This is a genomic window from Streptomyces sp. NPDC050549 (genome assembly GCF_040655035.1).
Classification (GTDB): Bacteria; Actinomycetota; Actinomycetes; order Streptomycetales; family Streptomycetaceae; genus Streptomyces.
The window spans coordinates 54,532-74,259 of sequence record NZ_JBFAJD010000006.1; the positions used below are offsets into that span (position 1 = coordinate 54,532).

At 70.4% G+C, this 19,728-nt stretch carries 23 protein-coding genes, 3 pseudogenes and 1 riboswitch; of the genes and pseudogenes, 15 read left to right on the forward strand and 11 right to left on the reverse strand.

Going from position 1 to position 19,728, the window contains the following annotated elements:
* Positions 1-37 precede the first annotated feature (37 nt).
* Positions 38-736: an SDR family NAD(P)-dependent oxidoreductase gene (locus AB0I51_RS11490; RefSeq protein WP_362973770.1), complete on the forward strand. Its 699-nt coding sequence runs from the start codon at positions 38-40 to the stop codon at positions 734-736.
* Between the two features lie 136 nt (positions 737-872).
* Positions 873-2,654 carry an FAD-binding dehydrogenase gene (locus AB0I51_RS11495; protein ID WP_362973772.1) on the forward strand — a complete coding sequence of 594 codons (1,782 nt, stop codon included), beginning with the start codon at positions 873-875 and terminating at the stop codon, positions 2,652-2,654.
* 64 nt (positions 2,655-2,718) lie between these two features.
* Here AB0I51_RS11495 and AB0I51_RS11500 read toward each other — a convergent pair.
* A pseudogene (locus AB0I51_RS11500) lies at positions 2,719-3,341 on the reverse strand (maleylpyruvate isomerase N-terminal domain-containing protein); the annotation flags it as partial.
* 61 nt (positions 3,342-3,402) lie between these two features.
* A pseudogene (locus AB0I51_RS11505) lies at positions 3,403-3,504 on the reverse strand (TetR/AcrR family transcriptional regulator); the annotation flags it as partial.
* On the opposite strand from AB0I51_RS11505, the gene AB0I51_RS11510 reads away from it, so the two are divergent.
* Both AB0I51_RS11510 and AB0I51_RS11515 read left to right on the forward strand, forming a co-directional pair.
* Complete coding sequence (locus AB0I51_RS11510) at positions 3,490-3,771, forward strand: hypothetical protein (protein ID WP_362974215.1); 282 nt, start codon at positions 3,490-3,492, stop codon at positions 3,769-3,771. The pseudogene AB0I51_RS11505 and the gene AB0I51_RS11510 overlap by 15 nt on opposite strands.
* 4 nt (positions 3,772-3,775) lie before the next feature.
* A complete protein-coding gene (locus AB0I51_RS11515) occupies positions 3,776-3,934 on the forward strand; it encodes a zinc-binding dehydrogenase (protein ID WP_362973774.1) in 159 nt (52 codons plus the stop codon).
* 18 nt (positions 3,935-3,952) lie between these two features.
* On the opposite strand, the gene AB0I51_RS11520 is transcribed toward AB0I51_RS11515, so the two are convergent.
* Positions 3,953-5,032 (reverse strand): helix-turn-helix domain-containing protein, encoded by a 1,080-nt coding sequence (locus AB0I51_RS11520; protein ID WP_362973776.1) that lies wholly within the window; start codon positions 5,030-5,032, stop codon positions 3,953-3,955.
* On the opposite strand from AB0I51_RS11520, the gene AB0I51_RS11525 reads away from it, so the two are divergent.
* Positions 5,031-5,327: an antibiotic biosynthesis monooxygenase gene (locus tag AB0I51_RS11525; protein ID WP_362973778.1), complete on the forward strand. Its 297-nt coding sequence runs from the start codon at positions 5,031-5,033 to the stop codon at positions 5,325-5,327. The genes AB0I51_RS11520 and AB0I51_RS11525 overlap by 2 nt on opposite strands.
* Before the next feature lie 9 nt (positions 5,328-5,336).
* On the opposite strand, the gene eno is transcribed toward AB0I51_RS11525, so the two are convergent.
* Positions 5,337-6,620 (reverse strand): phosphopyruvate hydratase, encoded by a 1,284-nt coding sequence (gene eno, locus AB0I51_RS11530; protein ID WP_362973780.1) that lies wholly within the window; start codon positions 6,618-6,620, stop codon positions 5,337-5,339.
* A 100-nt stretch (positions 6,621-6,720) separates the two neighbouring features.
* On the opposite strand from eno, the gene AB0I51_RS11535 reads away from it, so the two are divergent.
* Positions 6,721-7,584 (forward strand): winged helix-turn-helix transcriptional regulator, encoded by an 864-nt coding sequence (locus AB0I51_RS11535; RefSeq protein WP_362973782.1) that lies wholly within the window; start codon positions 6,721-6,723, stop codon positions 7,582-7,584.
* A gap of 6 nt (positions 7,585-7,590) precedes the next feature.
* Here the strand turns inward: AB0I51_RS11535 and AB0I51_RS11540 are convergent, their stop codons facing one another.
* Positions 7,591-8,367 (reverse strand): SDR family oxidoreductase, encoded by a 777-nt coding sequence (locus AB0I51_RS11540; RefSeq protein ID WP_362973784.1) that lies wholly within the window; start codon positions 8,365-8,367, stop codon positions 7,591-7,593.
* Positions 8,368-8,491: 124 nt separating this feature from the next.
* Here AB0I51_RS11540 and AB0I51_RS11545 point away from each other — a divergent pair, with 124 nt between their 5' ends.
* Positions 8,492-8,833: a hypothetical protein gene (locus tag AB0I51_RS11545; RefSeq protein WP_362973786.1), complete on the forward strand. Its 342-nt coding sequence runs from the start codon at positions 8,492-8,494 to the stop codon at positions 8,831-8,833.
* Positions 8,834-8,874: 41 nt separating this feature from the next.
* Here AB0I51_RS11545 and AB0I51_RS11550 read toward each other — a convergent pair whose 3' ends face one another.
* Positions 8,875-10,272: a glutamate decarboxylase gene (locus tag AB0I51_RS11550; protein WP_362973788.1), complete on the reverse strand. Its 1,398-nt coding sequence runs from the start codon at positions 10,270-10,272 to the stop codon at positions 8,875-8,877.
* Between the two features lie 81 nt (positions 10,273-10,353).
* Entirely contained in the window at positions 10,354-10,944 is a 591-nt protein-coding gene (locus tag AB0I51_RS11555) for a CGNR zinc finger domain-containing protein (protein ID WP_362973790.1), read from the reverse strand.
* A gap of 26 nt (positions 10,945-10,970) precedes the next feature.
* Between AB0I51_RS11555 and AB0I51_RS11560 the strand changes: the two genes are divergently transcribed.
* A complete protein-coding gene (locus AB0I51_RS11560; RefSeq protein ID WP_362973792.1) occupies positions 10,971-11,468 on the forward strand; it encodes a GNAT family N-acetyltransferase in 498 nt (165 codons plus the stop codon).
* Positions 11,465-11,977, forward strand: a complete 513-nt coding sequence (locus AB0I51_RS11565; RefSeq protein ID WP_362973794.1) for a hypothetical protein — start codon at positions 11,465-11,467, stop codon at positions 11,975-11,977. The genes AB0I51_RS11560 and AB0I51_RS11565 overlap by 4 nt, the downstream gene beginning before the upstream one ends.
* On the opposite strand, the gene AB0I51_RS11570 is transcribed toward AB0I51_RS11565, so the two are convergent.
* On the reverse strand, positions 11,890-12,552 hold the full coding sequence (locus AB0I51_RS11570) for a TMEM175 family protein (RefSeq protein ID WP_362973796.1): 663 nt from the start codon (positions 12,550-12,552) through the stop codon (positions 11,890-11,892). The two genes, AB0I51_RS11565 and AB0I51_RS11570, sit on opposite strands and share 88 nt — an antisense overlap.
* A 196-nt stretch (positions 12,553-12,748) precedes the next feature.
* On the opposite strand from AB0I51_RS11570, the gene AB0I51_RS11575 reads away from it, so the two are divergent.
* The 3 genes from AB0I51_RS11575 to AB0I51_RS11585 all read left to right on the forward strand — a co-directional run bounded on the left by AB0I51_RS11575 (position 12,749) and on the right by AB0I51_RS11585 (position 15,145).
* Positions 12,749-13,216, forward strand: a complete 468-nt coding sequence (locus AB0I51_RS11575; RefSeq protein ID WP_362973798.1) for a cupin domain-containing protein — start codon at positions 12,749-12,751, stop codon at positions 13,214-13,216.
* A 65-nt stretch (positions 13,217-13,281) separates the two neighbouring features.
* Positions 13,282-14,211 carry an alpha/beta hydrolase gene (locus AB0I51_RS11580; protein ID WP_362973800.1) on the forward strand — a complete coding sequence of 310 codons (930 nt, stop codon included), beginning with the start codon at positions 13,282-13,284 and terminating at the stop codon, positions 14,209-14,211.
* 64 nt (positions 14,212-14,275) lie between these two features.
* Positions 14,276-15,145, forward strand: a complete 870-nt coding sequence (locus AB0I51_RS11585; protein WP_362973802.1) for a helix-turn-helix transcriptional regulator — start codon at positions 14,276-14,278, stop codon at positions 15,143-15,145.
* Positions 15,146-15,158: 13 nt separating this feature from the next.
* Here the strand turns inward: AB0I51_RS11585 and AB0I51_RS11590 are convergent.
* Together AB0I51_RS11590 and AB0I51_RS11595 are read right to left on the reverse strand one after the other, a co-directional pair.
* Positions 15,159-15,560 (reverse strand): annotated as a pseudogene (locus AB0I51_RS11590) (hypothetical protein).
* A 118-nt stretch (positions 15,561-15,678) separates the two neighbouring features.
* The gene (locus AB0I51_RS11595) at positions 15,679-16,263 is read right to left on the reverse strand and encodes a TetR/AcrR family transcriptional regulator (protein ID WP_362973804.1); all 585 of its coding nucleotides are present in this window, start codon (positions 16,261-16,263) and stop codon (positions 15,679-15,681) included.
* Between the two features lie 85 nt (positions 16,264-16,348).
* Between AB0I51_RS11595 and AB0I51_RS11600 the strand changes: the two genes are divergently transcribed.
* Positions 16,349-16,840, forward strand: coding sequence for an FBP domain-containing protein (locus tag AB0I51_RS11600; protein ID WP_362973806.1), 492 nt, complete (start codon positions 16,349-16,351; stop codon positions 16,838-16,840).
* Here AB0I51_RS11600 and AB0I51_RS11605 read toward each other — a convergent pair.
* Complete coding sequence (locus tag AB0I51_RS11605) at positions 16,818-17,579, reverse strand: phosphotransferase (protein ID WP_362973808.1); 762 nt, start codon at positions 17,577-17,579, stop codon at positions 16,818-16,820. The genes AB0I51_RS11600 and AB0I51_RS11605 overlap by 23 nt on opposite strands.
* Positions 17,580-17,682: 103 nt before the next feature.
* Positions 17,683-17,764: riboswitch (cobalamin riboswitch) on the forward strand.
* Between the two features lie 128 nt (positions 17,765-17,892).
* On the opposite strand from AB0I51_RS11605, the gene AB0I51_RS11610 reads away from it, so the two are divergent.
* Together AB0I51_RS11610 and AB0I51_RS11615 are read left to right on the forward strand one after the other, a co-directional pair.
* Positions 17,893-18,954 (forward strand): iron ABC transporter permease, encoded by a 1,062-nt coding sequence (locus AB0I51_RS11610; protein ID WP_362973810.1) that lies wholly within the window; start codon positions 17,893-17,895, stop codon positions 18,952-18,954.
* Positions 18,954-19,721: an ABC transporter ATP-binding protein gene (locus AB0I51_RS11615; RefSeq protein WP_362973812.1), complete on the forward strand. Its 768-nt coding sequence runs from the start codon at positions 18,954-18,956 to the stop codon at positions 19,719-19,721. Before AB0I51_RS11610 ends, AB0I51_RS11615 begins: the two co-directional genes overlap by 1 nt.
* Positions 19,722-19,728: the final 7 nt, after the last annotated feature.

Genomic DNA, 19,728 nt, shown 5'->3' on the forward strand with positions numbered 1-19,728 from the left:
CCTGGCAGAGCCCGGGCGCCGCGCGGACGATCGAGGCATGACCACCACGTTCATCACCGGAGCCAACAAGGGCCTCGGCCACGAGACCGCCCGACGTCTCCTCGCCCTCGGCCACACCGTGATCGTCGGGGCCCGCGAAGAGGAGCGGGGTGCCGCTGCCGCGGCCGAACTCGGCGCGCGGTTCGTCCGTATCGACGTCACCGACGACGCCTCCGTCGCCGCGGCGGCGGCCGATGTCGCCGTACACGAAGGCGTACTCGACGTCCTGATCAACAACGCCGGGGTGCACGGCCCGCACGGGGATCCCGCAGAGCTGACGGGTGCCGACGCGCTCGGCGTCTTCGACGTCAACGTCTTCGGCGCGGTCCGTACGACCACCGCCTTCCTTCCGCTGCTGCGCCGCTCGGCCGACCCGGTCGTCATCAACGTCAGCAGCGGCATGGGGTCCCTCGCCATCACGCACGACCCGTCGCGGATCGAGTCCTGCGTGGTCGCGCCGCTCTACACCGCGTCCAAGGCGGCCCTCACCATGCTGACCACTCAATACGCCAAGGCCCTCAGGGACGTTCGGGTAAACGCCGCCGATCCCGGCTACACGGCGACCGACCTCAACGGCCACAGCGGCCCGCAGACCGTGACCGAGGGGACCGACGCGATCGTCCGGCTCGCCACCGAGGGGCCCGGCGCGGGCTCCGGCCGCTTCATCGACCGCGACGGTCCGCTCGACATGTCGTGACCCGGACGTCGGCAGCACTGCCGACACAACTTGGTTTCCTTGGGTGCTACCGGCGGTAACAACAGTGGTGTCGCGGCACGCTCCACGTGTCGGACACACCTCCCGCACCTCCCGTATCTCATTCGGAAGGCACCCCATGGAGAACCTGACCTCCCCCACGGCGATCAGCAGACGAAGAGCGCTTACGGTGGCCGGCGGCGTCGCCGCCGGCGCCGCTCTCGCGGCGCACGCGGTACCGGCGTTCGCGGCCGGCACCTCGGACGCCGATGCCATCGTCGTCGGCCACGGCCTGGCCGGACTGGTCGCGACGGCCGAACTGGTCGCCGCCGGAAAGAAAGTGCTGCTCCTGGACCAGGAGCCCGAGTCCAACCTCGGCGGCCAGGCCTTCTGGTCCTTCGGCGGACTCTTCCTGGTCGACTCCGACGAGCAGCGGCTCATGGGCATCAAGGACTCCCAGGAGCTGGCCTGGCAGGACTGGCTGGGCACGGCCGGTTTCGACCGCGGCATCGACGACCCGACCGGCCAGGACTACTGGGCCCACAAGTGGGCCGAGGCGTATGTGGACTTCGCGGCCAACGAGAAACGGTCCTGGCTCCACGGCCTCGGTGTCCGCTGGTTCCCGATCGTCGGATGGGCGGAGCGCGGCGGCGGCCTCGCCGACGGACACGGCAACTCGGTGCCCCGCTTCCACGTCACCTGGGGCACCGGGCCGGCGGTGGTCGAGCCGTTCGAGAAGCAGGTGCGGGCCGGGGTCGCGAGCGGCAGGGTGACCTTCAAGTTCCGCCACCAGGTCAACGAGATCGTCCGCACCGGTGGCGCCGTGACCGGAGTCCGCGGCTCGGTCCTCGAACCCAGCACCGCCCAGCGTGGCAAGGCCACCTCCCGCACCGTGGTGGGCGACTTCGAGCTCAAGGCCCCGGTCGTGATCGTCACTTCGGGCGGCATAGGCGCCAACCACGATCTCGTACGGCAGAACTGGCCGGCCCGGCTCGGCACCCCGCCCAAGTCCATGGTCACCGGCGTCCCCGCCTACGTGGACGGCCGGATGCTGGGCATCACCGCGGCGGCGGGCGGCCGTATCGTCAACCCCGACCGGATGTGGCACTACACCGAGGGCCTCAAGAACTACGATCCGATCTGGCCCAACCACGGCATCCGCATCCTCCCGGGCCCGTCCTCGATGTGGTTCGACGCCAAGGGCAAGCGCTTCTCCGCCCCCGACATGCCGGGTTACGACACTCTCCACACCCTGGGCTCGATCACCGCGAGCGGCTACGACTACTCGTGGTTCGTCACCACGAGCAAGATCATCGCGAAGGAGTTCGCGCTCTCCGGGTCCGAACAGAACCCCGACCTCACCAACAAGGACATCCTGATGCTGCTCTCGCGCATCTGGCAGACGCCGGAGCCGATCGAGAAGTTCAGGAAGAACGGCGTCGACTTCGTCACCGCCTCCAGCCTCTCCGAGCTGGTCCTCGGCATGAACAGGCTGACCGGCGACGGCCTGATCCAACTGGCCGACCTCCAGCGGCAGATCGAGGCCAGGGACCGGGAGATCGACAACCCGTACTCGAAGGACGCCCAGGTGATGGGCATCCGCAACGCCCTTTCCTACACCGGCGATTCACTCAGTCGCACCGCCGCGATCCACAAGATCCTGGACCCGGCCGCCGGACCGCTGATCGCCGTCCGCCTCAACATCCTCACCCGCAAGACCCTCGGCGGCCTGCAGACCGACCTCTCGGGCCGCGTCCTGGACGCCACCGGTGCGCCGGTCCCCGGTCTGTACGCGGCCGGTGAGGTCTCTGGCTTCGGCGGCGGGGGAGTGCACGGCTACCGGTCGATGGAGGGCACCTTCCTCGGCGGCTGTCTGTTCTCCGGCCGACAGGCGGGCCGCGCGGCGGCGGCAGCGATCTGAGTGGTACGGCCGCTCGCCGCAGGTCGGCAACTCGGTGCGTCCGCACCGAGTTGCCGACCTGTCGCCCGAGGTGGAGCGGCAACTCCTCTGCGAGGGTGCCCAGTTGTGCCCGCTCCACATCCGTCGGCGCACGGCGCCCGGTCCCGACGAGCAGCGCGTCCCGGTCGGAGAACGACGCGGGGAGCGCGGCTCCGGCGATCCTCTCCAGCAACTCCCGTGCCCGGCGAGTGCTTCGGCGGGCGGCCCCGCCATGTCCGGGAGGTGTGCGACCGTGTCGAGGTGGTGCAGCGTCCACGCCAGGACGTACGCGGAGAGGTAGTCGCCCGCGGTGAGCACCCGGTCCCGCGTGCTCACCCGCAGACCGGGGTCGGCGAGCCGGGCGGCGCGGCCGGCGGCGGAACCGACGTCGTCCAGATGGAACTTGAGCAGCCCGGGCTCCTCGTACGCGGCGGCCAGCCGGACGATCAGCGCGTCGAGCGGGTCGTCACCGGTGGGCGGCGTCCGGCTGACGGCCCAGTAGGTCACCGCGTCGTGGGTCACCTCCGTGTCGGCGGGCGTCACGAGGGTGATCAGCACGTCCTGGGCGTCGATGGCCAGATGGCAGACCAGGTCCCGCACCAGCCACCCGGCGCACCCCGACGGCCTCGCGAAATCGGCGTCCTTGAGGTCGGCGACCGCGGCGAGCAGAGCTGTCCAGGAGCGTGAGAAGAGATCCCCCTCGGACGCTACGGCGCCCGGGCGGACCGTGTCACGTGATCCGGTGGTGAATGTCCGCCAGCAGGTTCCGCATCGCCGTCCGGAAGATCTCGTCCTGGTGACCGCCGAGGACGGTGGTGTGGCCGAACACCTCCTCCTCGCTGTACACGTCCTCGGCATCGCCTCGCCCGCCAACGCCGACTGGCTCACCGCCCACGGCGCGCCCACGGTCCCGTACGGCGACGGACTCGCCGAGGCACTCACCGCTGCGGCACCCGACGGGATCGACGCGTTCATCGGCCTGTTCGGACCCGACTACGTCCAACTCGCCGTCGATCTGGGCATCCCCCGGGGACCGGATCGAGACGATCATCTCGTTCCAGAAGGCCCAGGAGCTCGGCACCAGGAGCGCGGGCAGTGAAGGTGTGTCCACCCGTGAGGTCTTCACCGAAATGGCCGAGCACGTCGCCTCCGGCCGTATCGAGATCCCTGTGGCCGCCGCCTATCCGCTCGACCGCGTCCGCGACGCGTACGCCGAACTCGAACAGCGCCACACGCGCGGAAAGATCGTCCTCATCCCCTGAACCGCCCCTGAACCGAGGTCACTTGCTTTGACGGAGGGCCGACGTCGTCTTCCCGGTGCGTTCGCGCAGCAGTACGCGCAGCGTGTCGGGGTGTTCGTAGCCGACCTTCCGGGAGATGGTCTCCAGGGACAGGCCGGTGGTGCGCAGCAGATGGGAGGCTCGTTCGATCCGCAGGTCCTGCACGAACCGGATCGGCGAGGTACCGACGGTGCGCCGTACGGCACGCTGCAGTGTCCGCTCGCTGACCCCGATGGCCCTGGCCGCCTCGGGGATACCGATGGGCTCGGCCAGATGCTCACGGATCCAGAGTTCGAAGGCCGCGACCGTGGGATCGCTCTGGGCCAGGGCGCTGGGAATCGCGTACGCGGCCTGCGAGGGGCGCTCGTCGACCACGAGATGGCGCGCGACCAGGTCGGCGAGCGCGGGGCTGGCCGCCCGGACGATCGCCAGCGCGAGATCGACGTGACCGAAAGCCGCGCCGGCGGTGATGACGCCCTCGCAACTGATCACCATCCGGCTGTGATCCAGCTCGACCTCGGGGTATCGGTCCCGGAACGCGGGCGACAGCCACCAGGACGTCGTGGCCCGCAGCCCGTCCAGCACCCCCGCCTCGGCCAGTAGGAAGGTGCCCGCGCACGCCGAGGCGATGGTCGCCCCCCGTGCGCGGGTCCGCGCGACCAGTTCGCGGACGGGCCGGGACACCTCGCCGCCCACATGGTCGAGCAGCGCCGAGGGATCGCTCTCCCCGAGCGCCGGTACCACCAGGAGGTCCGCCGTGTCCGCCGGTTCGAGTGGCTCGGTCGTCACGAGGAGTCCCGCCCCGGTCCGCGCCTTCGGGGCGGGGCCGACGAGGGTGACGTCCCAGGTGGGCGACGACACGTGGAGCTGTCCGCCCAGCGCGTTGGCGTTGCTCAGCACGTCCAGGACGGCTGCGAGCCCCGAGTCGAACACCCCGTCGTAGACGACGACCGCCACCTTCATGGCGGGAACGCTATCAACCGTGTCGTTTCCGCCGCTGATGTGATCGCCGATCACCGCCATAGGTTCGTGCTGCGCCGGAAGCCCGGCGCTCTGGACGTACACGAGGAGTGGTGACATGAAGGTCGGTCTGCTGGTACGCATCGAGGCCAGGCCGGAGCACGCCGACGAGGTGGAGGCCCTGCTCCGCGGTGCCCAGGAGCTTGCCGAACTGGAGCAGGGCACGGTGACGTGGTTCGCGTTCCGCGAGAACGCCACCACCTTCGGGGTGTTCGACACCTTCGAGGACGAGCAGGGACGGCAGGCGCACCTGACCGGCCGGATCGCCGCCGCCCTGGGGGAGATCGCGGGGACGAAGCTCAGCGCGCCGCCGGTGATCGCCCCGGTCGACCTGCTGGGAGCGAAGGTCTCCTGAGGCGACGCCTCAGCGGCGCAGGCCCAGTGCGTCCCGCCCCGCGTAGCGCGCCTGGGCACCCAAGTCCTCCTCGATACGGATGAGTTGGTTGTACTTGGCGGTGCGGTCGGCGCGGGACAGGGAGCCGGTCTTGATCTGCCCGCAGCCGGTGGCGACGGCGAGGTCGGCGATCGTGGTGTCCTCCGTCTCGCCGGAGCGGTGCGACATCACCACCGTGTAGCCGGCCCGGTGGGCGGTGGCGACGGTCGCCAGGGTCTCGGTGAGGGTCCCGATCTGGTTGACCTTCACCAGGATCGAGTTGGCGATCCCGTCCCGGATTCCGGCACTGAGCAGCGTCTCGTTGGTGCAGAAGACGTCGTCACCGGTGAGCTGGCAGCGTTCACCGAGCCGGGCGGTGAGCGCCTGCCAGCCGTCGTGGTCGTCCTCGGCCATCGGGTCCTCGATCGAGGCGATCGGGTAGCGGTCGACCAACTCGGCCAGGTAGTCGGCGTGTTCGGCGGGCGTACGGCGGACGCCCTCGCCGGTGTAGTCGTAGACACCGTCGCGGAAGAACTCCGACGTCGCCGGGTCCATGACGAGGGTGATGTCGGTGCCGGGCTTGTATCCGGTGCGTTCGATGGCGTGCAGGACGAAGTCGAGGGCCTCGTCCGCGGTGCGCAGGTCGGGGGCGAAGCCGCCCTCGTCGCCGACGTTGGCGCTGTGGCCGGCGGCGATGAGGTCGCGGCGCAGGGTGTGGAACACCTCGGAGCCCATGCGGACGGCCTGGGCGAAGGTGGCCGCGCCGATCGGCGCGATCATGAACTCCTGGAAGTCCAGCGGATTGTCGGCGTGGGCGCCGCCGTTGACGATGTTCATCATCGGTACCGGCAGCAGGCGGGCGTCGACGCCGCCGACGTAGCGGTACAGCGGGAGCCGGTGGGCGGCCGCGGCGGCCTTGGCGGTGGCCAGGGAGACGCCGAGCAGGGCGTTGGCGCCGAGGCGTGACTTGGTGGCGGTCCCGTCGAGTTCGATCATCGTGCGGTCGACGGTGGCCTGGTCCTCGGCGTCGAGTCCGGTCACGGCGTCCGCGACGGTTTCGTTGACGGCGTCGACTGCGCGCCGAACTCCCTTGCCGTGGAAGCGGGTTGGGTCGCCGTCGCGCAGTTCGACCGCTTCCCTGGCCCCGGTGGAGGCGCCCGACGGTACGGCGGCGCGGCCGAGCGATCCGTCCTTGAGCTCCACGTCCACCTCGACGGTGGGGTTGCCCCGGCTGTCGATGATCTCGCGCGCGACGACCCGGCTGATGGCGGTCACGGTGCAACTCCTCACGCAGGGCCCGCGTCCCGGACGTCGGCGGGCGATAAGTTCCGTCATGAAACAAAGTGAGTCCTGAAAGAGAACCTACTATGGGCGCATGAGGATGCACAACGCCGATGAGACCTGCGGCATCGCCCAGGCCGCAGTGGTCCTGGGGGACTGGTGGAACGTACTGGTACTGCGGGAGATCGCCCGCGGCCATGTCCGTTTCGACGCACTGGCCGCCGGGATCGGCCTGTCCCGCAACGTCCTGACCGAGCGACTGGGCCGGCTCGTCGCCGGCGGGGTGCTGCACCGACGCCTCTACCAACGGCGGCCGGTGCGCTACGAGTACGTACTCACCGATGCCGGGCTCGCGCTGCTGCCCCTGCTCGTGGCCATGCAGGACTGGGGCGACCGCTGGATGCTGGGCGACGGCAGCCTCACCGCGACAACGGCCGAGGACAGCGCCGAACACGCCCGCGTACACGCCCTGCCCGGCACCCGTCTGCCCGACGACCTCCAACTCCCCGGCATCCAGGGCACGGACCTGCCGGTCGTCTCACCGGACGCCGCCGCGACCGTGCTGTTCACCTACCCGGGCGCGGGCATCGAGTGGGGCGAGCCACCGATCCCGGGGGCCGAAGGCTGCACGTTGGAGAACGGGCTCTTCCGCGACGCCTGGCCCGAATTCCACCGGGCGGGCGTGGACATACGCGGAACCAGCACTCAACTCCCGTACGAACAAGGGGAGTTCGCACGGGTCGAGGAGATCCCGTTCCCGCTGCTCTCTGACGCCGCCCGGCAACTCGCCGCGGCTTTGCGGCTGCCGACGTTCCGCGGCGCCGGCCGGCTCCGGCACAAACGCCTGATCCTGATCATCGACGCCGAACGGACCGTACGGCACACGCTGTTCCCGATCACCGACATCCCGCATGCCGTCGAGGAGAGCCTGCGGCTGGCCGTCGACTGCGTCAGGTGACGTCCGCTACGCGAACCCCCCGTTGCTCAGAAGGAGTTGCCCGTTGATCCACTGGCCTTCCGGTGAGCAGAGGAAGTCGACGAGGTGGGCGGTGTCCTGTGGCGTGCCGGGACGATTGAGCGGAGTCTGCCGCAGAACCTGCGCCCGCCCCTCCTCGGTCATCCAACCGGTGTCCACCGGGCCCGGGTTGATGATGTTGGCGGTGATCCCGAGGTGGGCGAACTCGTGGGCGGCGGCCAGGGTGATGCGGTCAAGGGCGCCCTTGCTCGCGCCGTAGGGGAGGTTGTGCACGGTGTGGTCGCTGGTGAGGGCGATGATCCGGCCGCTGCCCGGAGCGGCGGCGAACCGTCGGCCGTACTCGCGGATCAGCAGCCAGGTGGCACGCGCGTTGACGGCGAAGTGCCGGTCGAAACTCTCGACGGTGGTGTCGAGCAGACCGGAGTCGACGGACTCGCAGTGGCACATCACCAAGGCGGTGACGCCGCCGGGCCCGCGTCCGGCCTCGTCGAAGACACGGGCCGGAGCGTCCGGGTCGGAGAGGTCCGCTTCGACGGCCGAGGCCGCGGCGCCGTGTTCCGTGAGCGCGTCGGTGATGGCCGACGCCGCGCCGGACTCGACACCCCAGGACATGCGCTCGTCGTAGGGAGTCCAGTAGGTGAAGGCGATGTCCCACCCCGAGGCCGCCAGCCGACGGGCGATGCCCGCACCGATACCGATGGTGCGCCCGACTCCGGTGACGAGCGCCAGGGGGCGGGCGGACGGTTGACCGGTGCTCGATGTCATGGTTTGAGATCGTTCATGACGGACGGGGCATCGGCAACTGCCTTTTCCTGGCCGTCGGTTGGAGGGTGGTGGTGTCGCTTGTGGCGGCGGCTGCAGCGGGGCACGGGCCAACTCGCCTCCAAGGATGCGGTTCCAGACGGCCCAGCTCGACGTGTACCTCGCCGACGGTCTGTGGCTGAGCAACGCCCGCCGGGCCAATGAGATGGCCTCCAGGCTCGGCGACGGCCTCAAGTCCATCGCCGGTGCCGGCCTGTTGGCCACCCCGCAGGCCAACATCCTCTTTGCCGGCTGCCCCGGCACGTCACCGAAGGACTCCGCGCCGAGGGCTACGCCTTTCACCACGACCGCTGGGAACCGGGCATCGTCCGGTTCGTCACCGCCTTCTCGCACAGCGCCGACGACATCGACCAGCTCCTCGACGCGGTCCGCCGCCACACCCGCTGATCCACGGCGGCCGGACCGGTGAACTCCGCTGCGCTCAGGGCGAGTTGACTCGGACCATCCCCGTCAGGCGGTGACGAGTGGTTTCAGCGGCGGTGCGAGTGTCGGCAGGACGGTGTGCAGGTTCCGGGTGACCTCGGTCAGGTCCGCGACGAACATGCCGGCGAGTTCCGCGGTGAACCCGGTGCGCACCACCAGCCGTAGCACCGAGACGTCCTGGCAGGGGGCGGGGAAGCTGTATGCGGGCAGATGCCAGCCGCGGGCGCGCATGCCGTGGGAGACGTCGAACACCGTGAAGCCCTGCGTGCCGGGGGTCAACCGGAAGGCGAACGCCGGGAGTTCGGAGCCGTCCGTGACCAGCTCGTAGGGGGCGATGGTGCGGATGCGCGCGGCGAGGGCGCGGGCGGTGGTCCGGCTCTGGGCCGCCAGATCCCGCAGCCCCTCGAAGCCGTAGCGGAGGAAGCTGTAGTACTGCGCGACGACATGCGCCCCCGGGCGGGAGAAGTTGAGCGTGAAGCTGGGGGAGCTGCCGCCGAGGTAGTCGACCTCGAACACCAGGTCGTCCGGGAGGGCCTCGGCGTCGCGCCACAACGCCCAGCCCAGGCCGGGGAAGACGTGCCCGTACTTGTGTCCCGAGGTGTTGATGGAGGCGACCCGTTCCAGCTGGAAGTCCCACATGAGTTCCCGGTCGAGGAACGGGGCGACCATGGCGCCGGACGCGCCGTCGACATGCACGGGGATGTCGGTGCCGGTGGCGGCCTGGTAACCGTCCAGGGCCATGCAGATGTCCGCGACGGGCTCGTAGGAACCGTCGAACGTGGAGCCGAGGATCGCCACGACACCGATGGTGTTGTCGTCGCAGTACGCGGTGAGCGCGTCGGCGGTGAGGTGGTAGCGGCCCGGCTCCATCGGAACGTAACGGGGCTCCACCTCGAAGTAGTTGGCGAACTTCCTCCAGCACACCTGGACGTTCGCGCCCATGACCAGGTTCGGGCGCGCGGTGTCCTTGCCCTGGGCGCGCCGGCGTTCCTGCCAGCGGCGCTTGAGCGCGAGTCCGCCGAGCATCGCGGCCTCGCTGGAACCGGTGGTCGAGCAGCCGCGGACCTGCTCCGGGTGCGGTGCGTGCCACAGCCGCGCGAGCATCCGTACGCAGCGCTCCTCCATGGCGGTGATCTGCGGGTACTCGGCGCGGTCGGCCAGGTTCTTCTCGGCGGTCTCCGCCATCAACTCCCTTGCCTGCGGCTCCATCCACGTCGTCACGAAGGTGGCGAGATTGAGGCGTGCGTTGCCGTCGAGCATCAGCTCGTCGCGTACGCGGCGGCAGATCAGGTCGGGCGAGGACGACGTCTCGGGCAGTTCGTCGACCGGCAGCAGGAGGTCGGCGGCCGGCTGTCCGGCGCGGCGGGAGACGGTCCGGGTGTCGAACCCGGCTTCGGGCATGACGGCGGTATGCGGGATGGGCATGAGTGTGGGAATGCCTTTCTGGTCCGTGCGGCCCCGTGCATTCCGACGCTAGATCCACAAGCGGTGCGACGTATGTGCCGATTACACCGATCCAGTGATCGATTTGCGCACTGATGAACTGGATTTTCCCTTGTACATACTGGATGCCTCATTTTCCTGGCCGCGGGCCCGGTGCCTGCGTACCGCATCTCGGTTGGCGCAGAGTTGGGAGCAGTAACGCTGCCGTCCCGTGCGGGAGGTGTCGGCGAAGACCATGTCGCACTCGGCCACGGCGCAGCGCCGCAGACGGTGCATTCCGCGTCCTGCCAGATGCAGCGCCGTACCCACCGAGATCAGGGAGAACAGCACATCGCCGAGCGGCTTACGGTCGTCCCGGTAGTGGAGGTGCCAGCCGCTGCCCGCGTGGTCGGTCATCCGCGGATAGGCGGCGGCCTCCTCCAGCATCCGGTTGACCAGCGCAGCGCGCCCGTGTTCGTCGGTGGCGTCGACGACCTTCTCCCACGACTCCAGCGCGTACCGGGCGCGGTCGAGGTCCTTGGTGGTCGTCGGGCGCTCCAGTGCCAGACCGGCACCGCGGCAGCGATCCGCGAGTTCCTCGGCGTCGCCGGGGGGTCGGTTGACCAGATCCGCCGCCAGGTTCACGGCGTCCTCGCCGTAAGGGTTGAGATGCACAAGACCATTACAGCAGTCTGATCGCCATGCGACAACGCGACAGCACAGACCCGTCCCGGGCGCGGCAGGCCGTGGAGTACGACCTCGTGGAGCTCGTACGGCTACGGGCGCTGCTGTTCGAGGACTTGGGCGGCGACTTCTTCAACCCCGCGTCGGCGGACGGCGATTGGCTGGACGCCCTGGCGGTCGTGCTCAAGGAACAGTTGACCGCGGACACCGTGCGCATCCTCGTCGTGGACGGTGCCGACGGCACCCTCGCGGCCTGCGGCATCGGCACCGTCGAGCAGCGACTGCCCGGACCGCACCTGCGCAACGGCCGGATCGGGCAGGTGCTCGGCGTGGTCACCGACCCGGCTCACCGGCGACGCGGACACAGCCGCTCGATCATGCGGGGCCTGCTCGACTGGTTCCGGGACAGCGGCGTCTCCCGGGTCGACCTGCACGCCTCCGCCGAGGGCGAACCGCTGTACCGCGACCTGGGTTTCACCGAACACCCTGACCCCTCTCTGTACTGGCGCCCGTGATCGGCCGGGACGGCGCCGCGCGCTATCGGTGGGCGGTCCTCGCCGCCGCCACCTTCACCCAGGCCGCGTCAGGCTTCTTCGTGCAGGGCATCGGGGCGATGGGCCTCGTCCTGCGCCGTGAACTGGGCCTGAGCGCCGCTCGGTTGGGCCTGCTGATCTCGGCGGCCCAGTTCGCCCCGCTGGTGGGGCTCGCGATCGCGGGGGAGTTGCTGGACCGCTACGACGAACGCCGGGTGGTAGGAGCGGGCGCCTGTGTGGTCGGCCTGGCGCTCGGCGCGGGGCTGCTCATCGCGCTGTGCATCACCTGGGGCCGCGCCGGCTGGTACGTCGTGGGCGCACTGTTCCTGCTCACCGGCCTGGCGGCACCTCCCGCGGTCCGCCTGGCACTACGACACCAGCAGTCTCGACAGGATGTCGCCGATCAGTCGGCCAAGGGGCGTTGCACGGCGCGCTTCCGGCGCCGGGCGGCGATCGTGTCGGCGACCGGTACCACGATCCAGCAGAGGTAGGCCCAGTGGGTGAGGAACGAGACCGGAATGGACACCAGGAAGCCCGTGGCCACCATGCCGATCCCGCGGATGGTCCGGGAGAACAGCTCGGGCGGTGTGCCGTTGCGGTAGAGCTCGTCACGGCGGACTTCGTTGACCATCAGTATGAACAGGAGACAGGCCGCGAACTGCACGACGGCGTAGAAGACGAACCGGGCCTGGAACGCCCCGTGCCCGCCGATCACGTCGGTCGCGAACGGGGTTGTCACCAGCATGAGCAGCCAGTACATGGTGAAGGCCGCCAACTTGCCGTTCGACGCCGTGACATAGCGGAACACCCGGTGGTGGGAGCGCCAGTGCGCGGCGATCACCACGAAGCTGATCATGAACGCGAGATAGCTCTCCCGGTGGTCCGAAGCCGAGTGCCACAGCTCGGAGTTGGTCGAGCCCTCCGGTACCGGCAGCTCCAGGGCCAGCAGGGTCAGCGCGATGGCGACCACCGCGTCTCCGAAGAACGTGAGGCGCTCGGCGGAGACCGCCCGGATCTCCATGTCCTCGTCCGCGGACGGCAGTTCTCGATCAGTCGAGACGTTCATGGCAGCAGAGGATGCCACAAGGCGATGACCTTCTCGGACGCCCGTGAACCCCGGAGCGGACGTGGGGGAGTGGTACTGCTGGTCCTACCCGCATGCCTGGCGGTCGGGCGGAGCCAAGAGGATCATCGAACCGACCAAGTCGTCCCCGTGACCCGCGCCGCACAGGACGCGGTACGGACGCAGAACGGACACCGTCGTGACCCTGGCCTACCTCGCACAGCCCGAGCAGCAGCAGAGACTGGAATGGCTGGACGGCGGTGAGTTCGCCGTACTCCTGGACGCGGCGGCCACCGGCGGGCAGTTGACCGTGGGGCGGTTCTCCGTCGCCAGGGGCGAGGCGCCGCCGTACCACGTGCACACGCGTGAGGACGAGGTCTTCATGCTGATCAAGGGCAGTGCGCTGCTCTGGTGCGACGACGAGGAGATGGAGCTGTCGGAGGGCGGAATCGTCTTCCTTCCCCGCAACGTCCCGCACGGCTACCGGATCACCTCCGACACGGCGGATCTCCTCATGATCTGCACACCCGGCGGCATCGAGGGCATGTTCCGCCACGCGGGACGCGACCTGACGACCCCGCGCCCCGAGGGCTTCGAGATCTCCCGGGACCTCATGGCGGAGGCCGCCGACAAGTACGGCCAGATCATCGTCGGCCCACCGCGCTGACCCGCGGCTCCCCCCACGGATTTCACCGGATCACAGCTTTCACCGGAACCACGAAAGGCACAGCCATGTCCCGGCAACAGCGCCAGGCCCTCGACGAACTGCTGCGGCACGGGCCGCTCGACCTCGGCGGAGATGTCGCCGAACAGCGCGCCGTCTTCAGCGAGATGATGGCGTCCATCCCATTGCCGCCCGACATCTCGACCACGGTGGGTGAACTGGGCGGCGTACCGGTCGTCTCCGTCGAGACCCCGGCGAGCGACCCGGCGACCGTGGTCCTCTACCTGCACGGCGGCGCCTACACCATCGGCTCGGCGGCCGATGCCGTGGGCCTGGCCGCCGAGATCGTCCGGCGCACCGACGCACGTGCTGTGTGCGTCGACTACCGGCTGGCCCCCGAACACCCCTTCCCCGCGGCGGTCGACGACGCCCTGGCCGCCTACCGGGCCCTCCTCGACGACGGAGTGCCCAGCTCCGCGATCGCCTTCGTCGGCGAGTCCGCGGGCGGCGGTCTCGTCGCCGCGACCCTGGTCGCGGCCAAGGACGCGGGACTGCCCCAGCCCGCGTCGGCCGCGATGTTCTCCCCGTGGGCCGACCTGAGCGTGTCCGGCGCAAGCGTGGTGAACAAGGCGGTCGTCGATCCTGCGCTGACCCCGGAGGGCCTGCGCAGACGAGCCCGCGACTATCTCCGCGACACGGACCCCACCACGCCCTGCGCCAGCCCTGTCTTCGCGGACCTGACGGGGCTGCCGCCGCTGCTCGTCCAGGTCGGCTCGCACGAGATCCTGCTGGACGACGCCGTGCGGCTGGCGGCCCGCGCCGCCGAGTGCGACGTACGGGTCGATCTGCAGGTCTGGTCCGAAGTACCGCACGTCTTCCAGGCGTTCGCGGTGATGCTCGACGAGGGCGCCGAAGCGCTCGACGCCGCCGCCGCGTTCACGCGGGCCCACTGGACGGACGTCACCGAAGGTGCCGGGGCACCCGAGGCCGTCGGGTAAAGAGTCCGTAGTACGGAGGCGGAAGCTCCGTGTGCCGTACGGCGTGTCGACGACGATGTCGTGCATGGCTACGACGAACCACTTCGGCATCGCTCTGCGGGGGTGGCGAGAGCGCGTGTCACCACGGGACAGCGGCCTGGAGCCGGACGGGGAGCGGCGCATCCCCGGACTGCGCCGGGAGGAACTGGCACGGCTGGCGGGCCTGTCGGTCGACTACGTGGTCCGGCTGGAGCAGGGCCGCGCCCGCAACCCCTCGGCCCAGGTGGTCACCGCGCTGGCCAGGGCGCTGCGCCTCGAACCGTCCGAGCGCGACCATCTGTTCCGCTGCGCCCACCTCGCGCCGCCCGCGACCGGGAACGTGTCCAGGCACATGCCCGCGCGGGTGCACCGGCTGGTGGGGCAATTGGCCGACAACCCCACCGCGGTGTTCGCCGCCGACTGGACCCTCATCGGCTGGAACGACATGTGGTCGGCCGCGATCGGCGATCCCCGCACCTACGGCTGGGACGAACACAACCTCGTTGCCGGGATGTTCCGGCCGGGCGGCGGAACCGGCCGGGCGGCGATCGCGGGCTGGCCCGTGCGTTCCTGGGCGGGCGACGAGGTCGAGGAGGAGGATCTCGTCGCCGACCTGCGGGTCACGGCCGCCGCCCATCCTCATGACGCGCGGCTCGTCGCCTTCGTCGACCGCATGCTGCGCGACAGCCCGCGCTTCGCCCGCCTGTGGTCCAACGGCACGGCCCGCACCCACGTCGGAGACCGAAAGACCGTAGAGCACCCCCGAGTCGGAGACATCGACCTCGATCTCGACGTGGTGATGGCCGCCGGTACCGACCTCAGGATCGTCACGTACACGGCGGCGGCCGGCACGAACGACGCGGAGAAGCTGGACGAGCTGCGCGCCGCTCGCCCCCAGTCGGCCCGGGTCCCGTGAAGGCCGCGGCAGGTCAGTCCTCGTCCGTGCGCGACAGGGCGTCGCTGATGAGACGGGTCGCGGAGTCGGGGTCCTCCGTGATGCGGTTGATGTGTTCGCGAGCAGGAAGGCGGTGGCCCCCAGCGGAGTCGTCTCCTCCTTGGTCCGGTCCCCGCACTGCTCGCGCCACAGACTGGGGCTCAGCCCGATGCCCGCCGCGACGACCAGACCGGCCATGGTGGGGACGGCCTCCGGCGGAACGCTCTTGGGCATCATGCGCCGTGAAGATGTGGATGAGGGTGCACGTGCCGTCCAGCACGTCATCGACTCCCTCCGGACCCAGCGACGCGATGAACTGCTCCATCAGTGCCTGCTGTTCGGGATCGGCGCCCGTCCTGCCGTCGTGGACGGTCTTGAGCCGGGAGTCGACGATCATGAGCGCCGCACCCACGTCACCGACGGGAGCGTGGCAGCGCGTCGTGTCCGTGCGTATCCGTAGAGCATTCGTCCGGAGTGACGCGGGACGGCCGTTTGCCGTCTTCCGGAACCAGCCGCTAGGGGGTGGCGGTCGGCCAGGTGCGCAGCAGGGTGTCCAGTGCGTTGAGGATCTCGGTCCAACTCGCCTGTGCGTCGGGCGCGCTGTGGTCGAAGCCGCCGGCGGTCTCCAGGCCGACGTAGCCGCTGAAGACGCTGCCCAAAAGCCGTACCGCATGGGTCTGTTGCGGTTCGGGCAGGTTGTAGCCGCGCAGGACCGCCCGTGTCATCTGTGCGTGTCGTACGCCCGCGCTGGCGGCGGCCGTCTTCGCGTCGAGCCGGAACCGGGCCGCGACGAAACGTCCCGGGTGCTTGAGCGCGTAGTCGCGGTAGGCGTTGGCGAAGGCGGTCAGAGCGTCCTTGCCGGCCCGTCCGGCCACCGCCGCGGAGACCTGGTCCGCCAATTCCTCCAGGGCGAGCAGGGCGATCCTGGTCTTGAGGTCGTGGGCGTTCTTCACATGCGAGTACAGGCTCGCGGTCTTGACGCCGAAACGCCGGGCGAGCTCCGCGGGGGTCGCGTGCTCGAAGCCGATCTCGTCGGCCAGGTCCGCGCCGGCCCGGACCAGGCGCTCCGTGGTCAGTCCCACCCGTCCGGTGCCTGCCATGGTCGTCCTCCGCATCGATTCTCGTCCCTCGGCTTCGAAGATTATGCATTTGCCTAACTCATTTAGGCAAATTAGCGTGTCCGTCATGAAGCCGCTGACCGAGCAAGAGATCCGTACCGCGTTCGTGAACTGCACCAAGGGCGAGGCCAAGCGCCTGGCCGTCCCCCGTGACCTGGCCGAACGAGCCTGGGACGACCTGGACTTCCTGGGCTGGCGAGATCCCCAGGCCCCCGACCGGGCCTATGTCGTGACCGAGCTGGACGGCCGCCCGGTCGGCGTCCAGCTGCGCACCTCCGGCGCCGCCTCCTGGCAGCAGCGCCGCAGCATGTGCTCGGTGTGCCTGACCACCCACACCGGAGGCGTCTCCCTGATGGTCGCGCCGAGATCGGGGAAGGCCGGCCAGCAGGGCAACTCGGTCGGCGTCTACATGTGCAGCGACCTCGCCTGCTCCCTCTACGTACGCGGCAAGAAGGACACGGGTGTCGGTGCACGCCTCCAGGAGTCCCTCACCCTGGAGGAGAAGATCCGGCGGACCGTGACGAACCTCGCCACGTTCATCGCGCGAGTGGGCGCGTGACCGGCAGCACTCTCTCGAACGTGGAGCGATGCGCGGAGACGTACGCGTGCTCCCGCTCGGACCACTCGACCCGGGAGCCGATCAACCCGGCGTCATCGGAGCGGAGTTCGGGCTCGCCGAGGCGCCGCCGCCACCAACTCGCGTTGCGGGTCTGCCGGTCGAGCATCGCGTCGACCAATTCGCCCCGGGCGGAGCCTTTCAGGCCGTAGGTGTCCGCGAGGACCCGCACCTGGGCCGCCTGCGCCGCGGCGGGCGGGGCGGTGGCGCGGGAGGAGACGCACCATGTCCAGGCCGCGTATCCCACGTCTTCGAGAGGATCGCCGGGTGCGACGGTGTCGAAGTCGATGAAGGCGTAGGGCAGACCGCCGCGGAACACGGCGTTGTTCGGGCCGGGGTCATGGTGGCGGACGACGGGGCACGCCCCGGCGAGCACGCAGCCACGGGTCGCGTCGTGCAGGGACCGGAGCAGCACACCGCCCGCCACGACCTGCGCGTTGGTCCAGCGCCGGAACCTGGCGGGCACCCGGCCGGGCAGGTAGCTGAACGTGTCACGTCCGGCGTCGTCGAGACCGAGATGACGTGGGGCACCGGCGAAACCGCGCCGTTCGAGATGGCCGAGGAGCCGTGCGACGAAGGGCGATGCCTCCGTGACCGGTCGGCGCACCGTGTCCCCGACACGCACCACGCCGGGCGTCACGCGCCCGCCGCGCAGGGGTACTTCGCCGTCCTGTCCCCGCATCTACGACTGCTCCGTTCACCGTGTCGAAGGCGGGGCCGTAGCTCGGGCTCGGGCGCCTGCGACCTGCTCGTCCCCGTTTGTTAGGCTCCCCAAGCCTCCCGCGGGGGAAGTCCGGTGAGAATCCGGCGCTGACCCGCAACGGTGTGCGCGGCGGCCCCGTGGTCGTCGCGTGAGCCCGATCGCCCGTGGGTGGCGCGACCCGTTGACTGCTCGCCGTGGACTGCGAGAGGGGATCCTGGCGGCCGGCACGGTCGCACGGGCTGTCTCCTCGGAAGAGGCTCACCAGGCGGCCCCAGGTGAAGGACCGCCGATCGTGCGCCGACCTCCGAGCTCCGGCCCGGGCCGAACACCCCAGCCGCTGTTGATACTTGGGCTGCTGATCCTGCTCTGCGTCTCCCTCGTGTGTGGTGTCGCACTGGGGGCGGCCGGCATCGGACCGGCGGACGTGCTCCGCTTCCTGTGGGCCGGAGTCACCGGCGGGACCGTGCATGCCGACGCCGCCGCCGACTACACCATCGTCTGGGAGATCCGGATGCCGAGGGTCGCCCTCGCGGCCGTCGTCGGCGCCGGGCTCTCGGCCGTCGGCGTGGCCGTGCAGGCCATGGTTCGCAACGCGCTCGCCGATCCGTTCGTCCTGGGCATCTCCTCCGGCGCGGCGGTCGGCGCCAACGCCGTCATCCTGCTGGGCGCGTTCGCCGGCCTCGGCGTCTGGGCGCTGTCCGCTTCCGCGTTCGCCTCGGCGCTCGCGGCCATGGTCCTCGTGTATGCCGTGGCCCGCTCGCCGCACGGCCTCACCCCGCTGCGGCTGATCCTCACCGGGACCGCGCTGGCCTACGGCTTCGAAGCCGTCACGACCGTGATGGTGTTCGGCGCGGCCCGTGGCGAGGCGGCCCGCTCGGCGATGATGTGGCTGCTCGGGAGCCTGGGCGGCGCGACCTGGGCACAGGTCCCGCTGGCCGCGGTCACCGTGGCGGCCGGCTGGGCGTGGCTGCGACGGCGGGCGGAACCGCTCAACGCGCTCGCGATGGGGGACGAGACCTCCGCCGCGCTCGGCGTCCGACCCGCCCGGCTCCGAAGGGAGTTGTTCCTCGTCACCGCGGCCGTCACCGGGACGGTGGTGGCGGTCAGCGGCGCCATCGGCTTCGTCGGACTCATGGTGCCGCACCTCGTACGGATGCTCGTCGGCGCCGACCACCGCAGGGTCCTCGCGGTCGCGCCCCTGGCCGGCGCGGTGCTGCTGGTGTGGGCCGATGTGCTCTCCCGGCTGCTGCTGGCACCCGCCGAACTGCCGGTCGGCGTCATCACCGCCGTCGTGGGAGTGCCCGCCTTCCTGCTGCTGATGCGGCGCGGCGGCTATGCGTTCGGGGGGCGTTGATGCGGCTCGACATCGAGGGGCTGTCGGTCGACGCGGGCGCGGTGCGGCTGGTCGACGACATCCGGCTCGCCGTGGGCTCCGGGGCCTTCGTCGGCCTCGTCGGACCCAACGGCAGTGGAAAATCAACCCTGTTGAGGTGCGTGTACCGGGCGCTGCGGCCGGCCGGCGGTGCGGTCCGGCTCGACGGGGACGACGTACACGCCATGGAACCACGGGCCGTCGCCCGGGTGTTGGCCGCGCTGCCGCAGGAGTCGTCGGCCGAGTTCGACTTCACCGTCACCGAGGTGGTCGCCATGGGGCGGCTGCCGTACCGGGACCGGACCGCCGCGTCGGACCGGGAGATCTGCGCCGAAGCCATGGAACGCACCGGTGTCGCCCACCTCGCCGAACGCGGCTTCCTCGCCCTGTCCGGCGGTGAGAGGCAGCGCGTCCTGATCGCCCGCGCACTCGCCCAGCGCCCACGCGTCCTCGTCCTCGACGAACCCACCAACCACCTCGACATCGCCCACCAGTTGGACGTCCTGTCGCTGGTCCGTCGCAGCGGCCTGACCGTGCTGGCGGCCCTGCACGACCTCAACCTCGCCGCCGCGCACTGCGACCTGCTGTACGTGATCGCCGACGGCCGGATCGTCGCGTCCGGCGCACCGCATGACGTACTCCAACCCGCCCTGCTCGCCGAGGTGTTCGGAGTCCGAGCGCACCCGGTCCGACACCCGGAGACCGGCGCGGTCCAGCTCCTGTTCGACCTGCTCCCGCCCACTACCTGAGGACAAC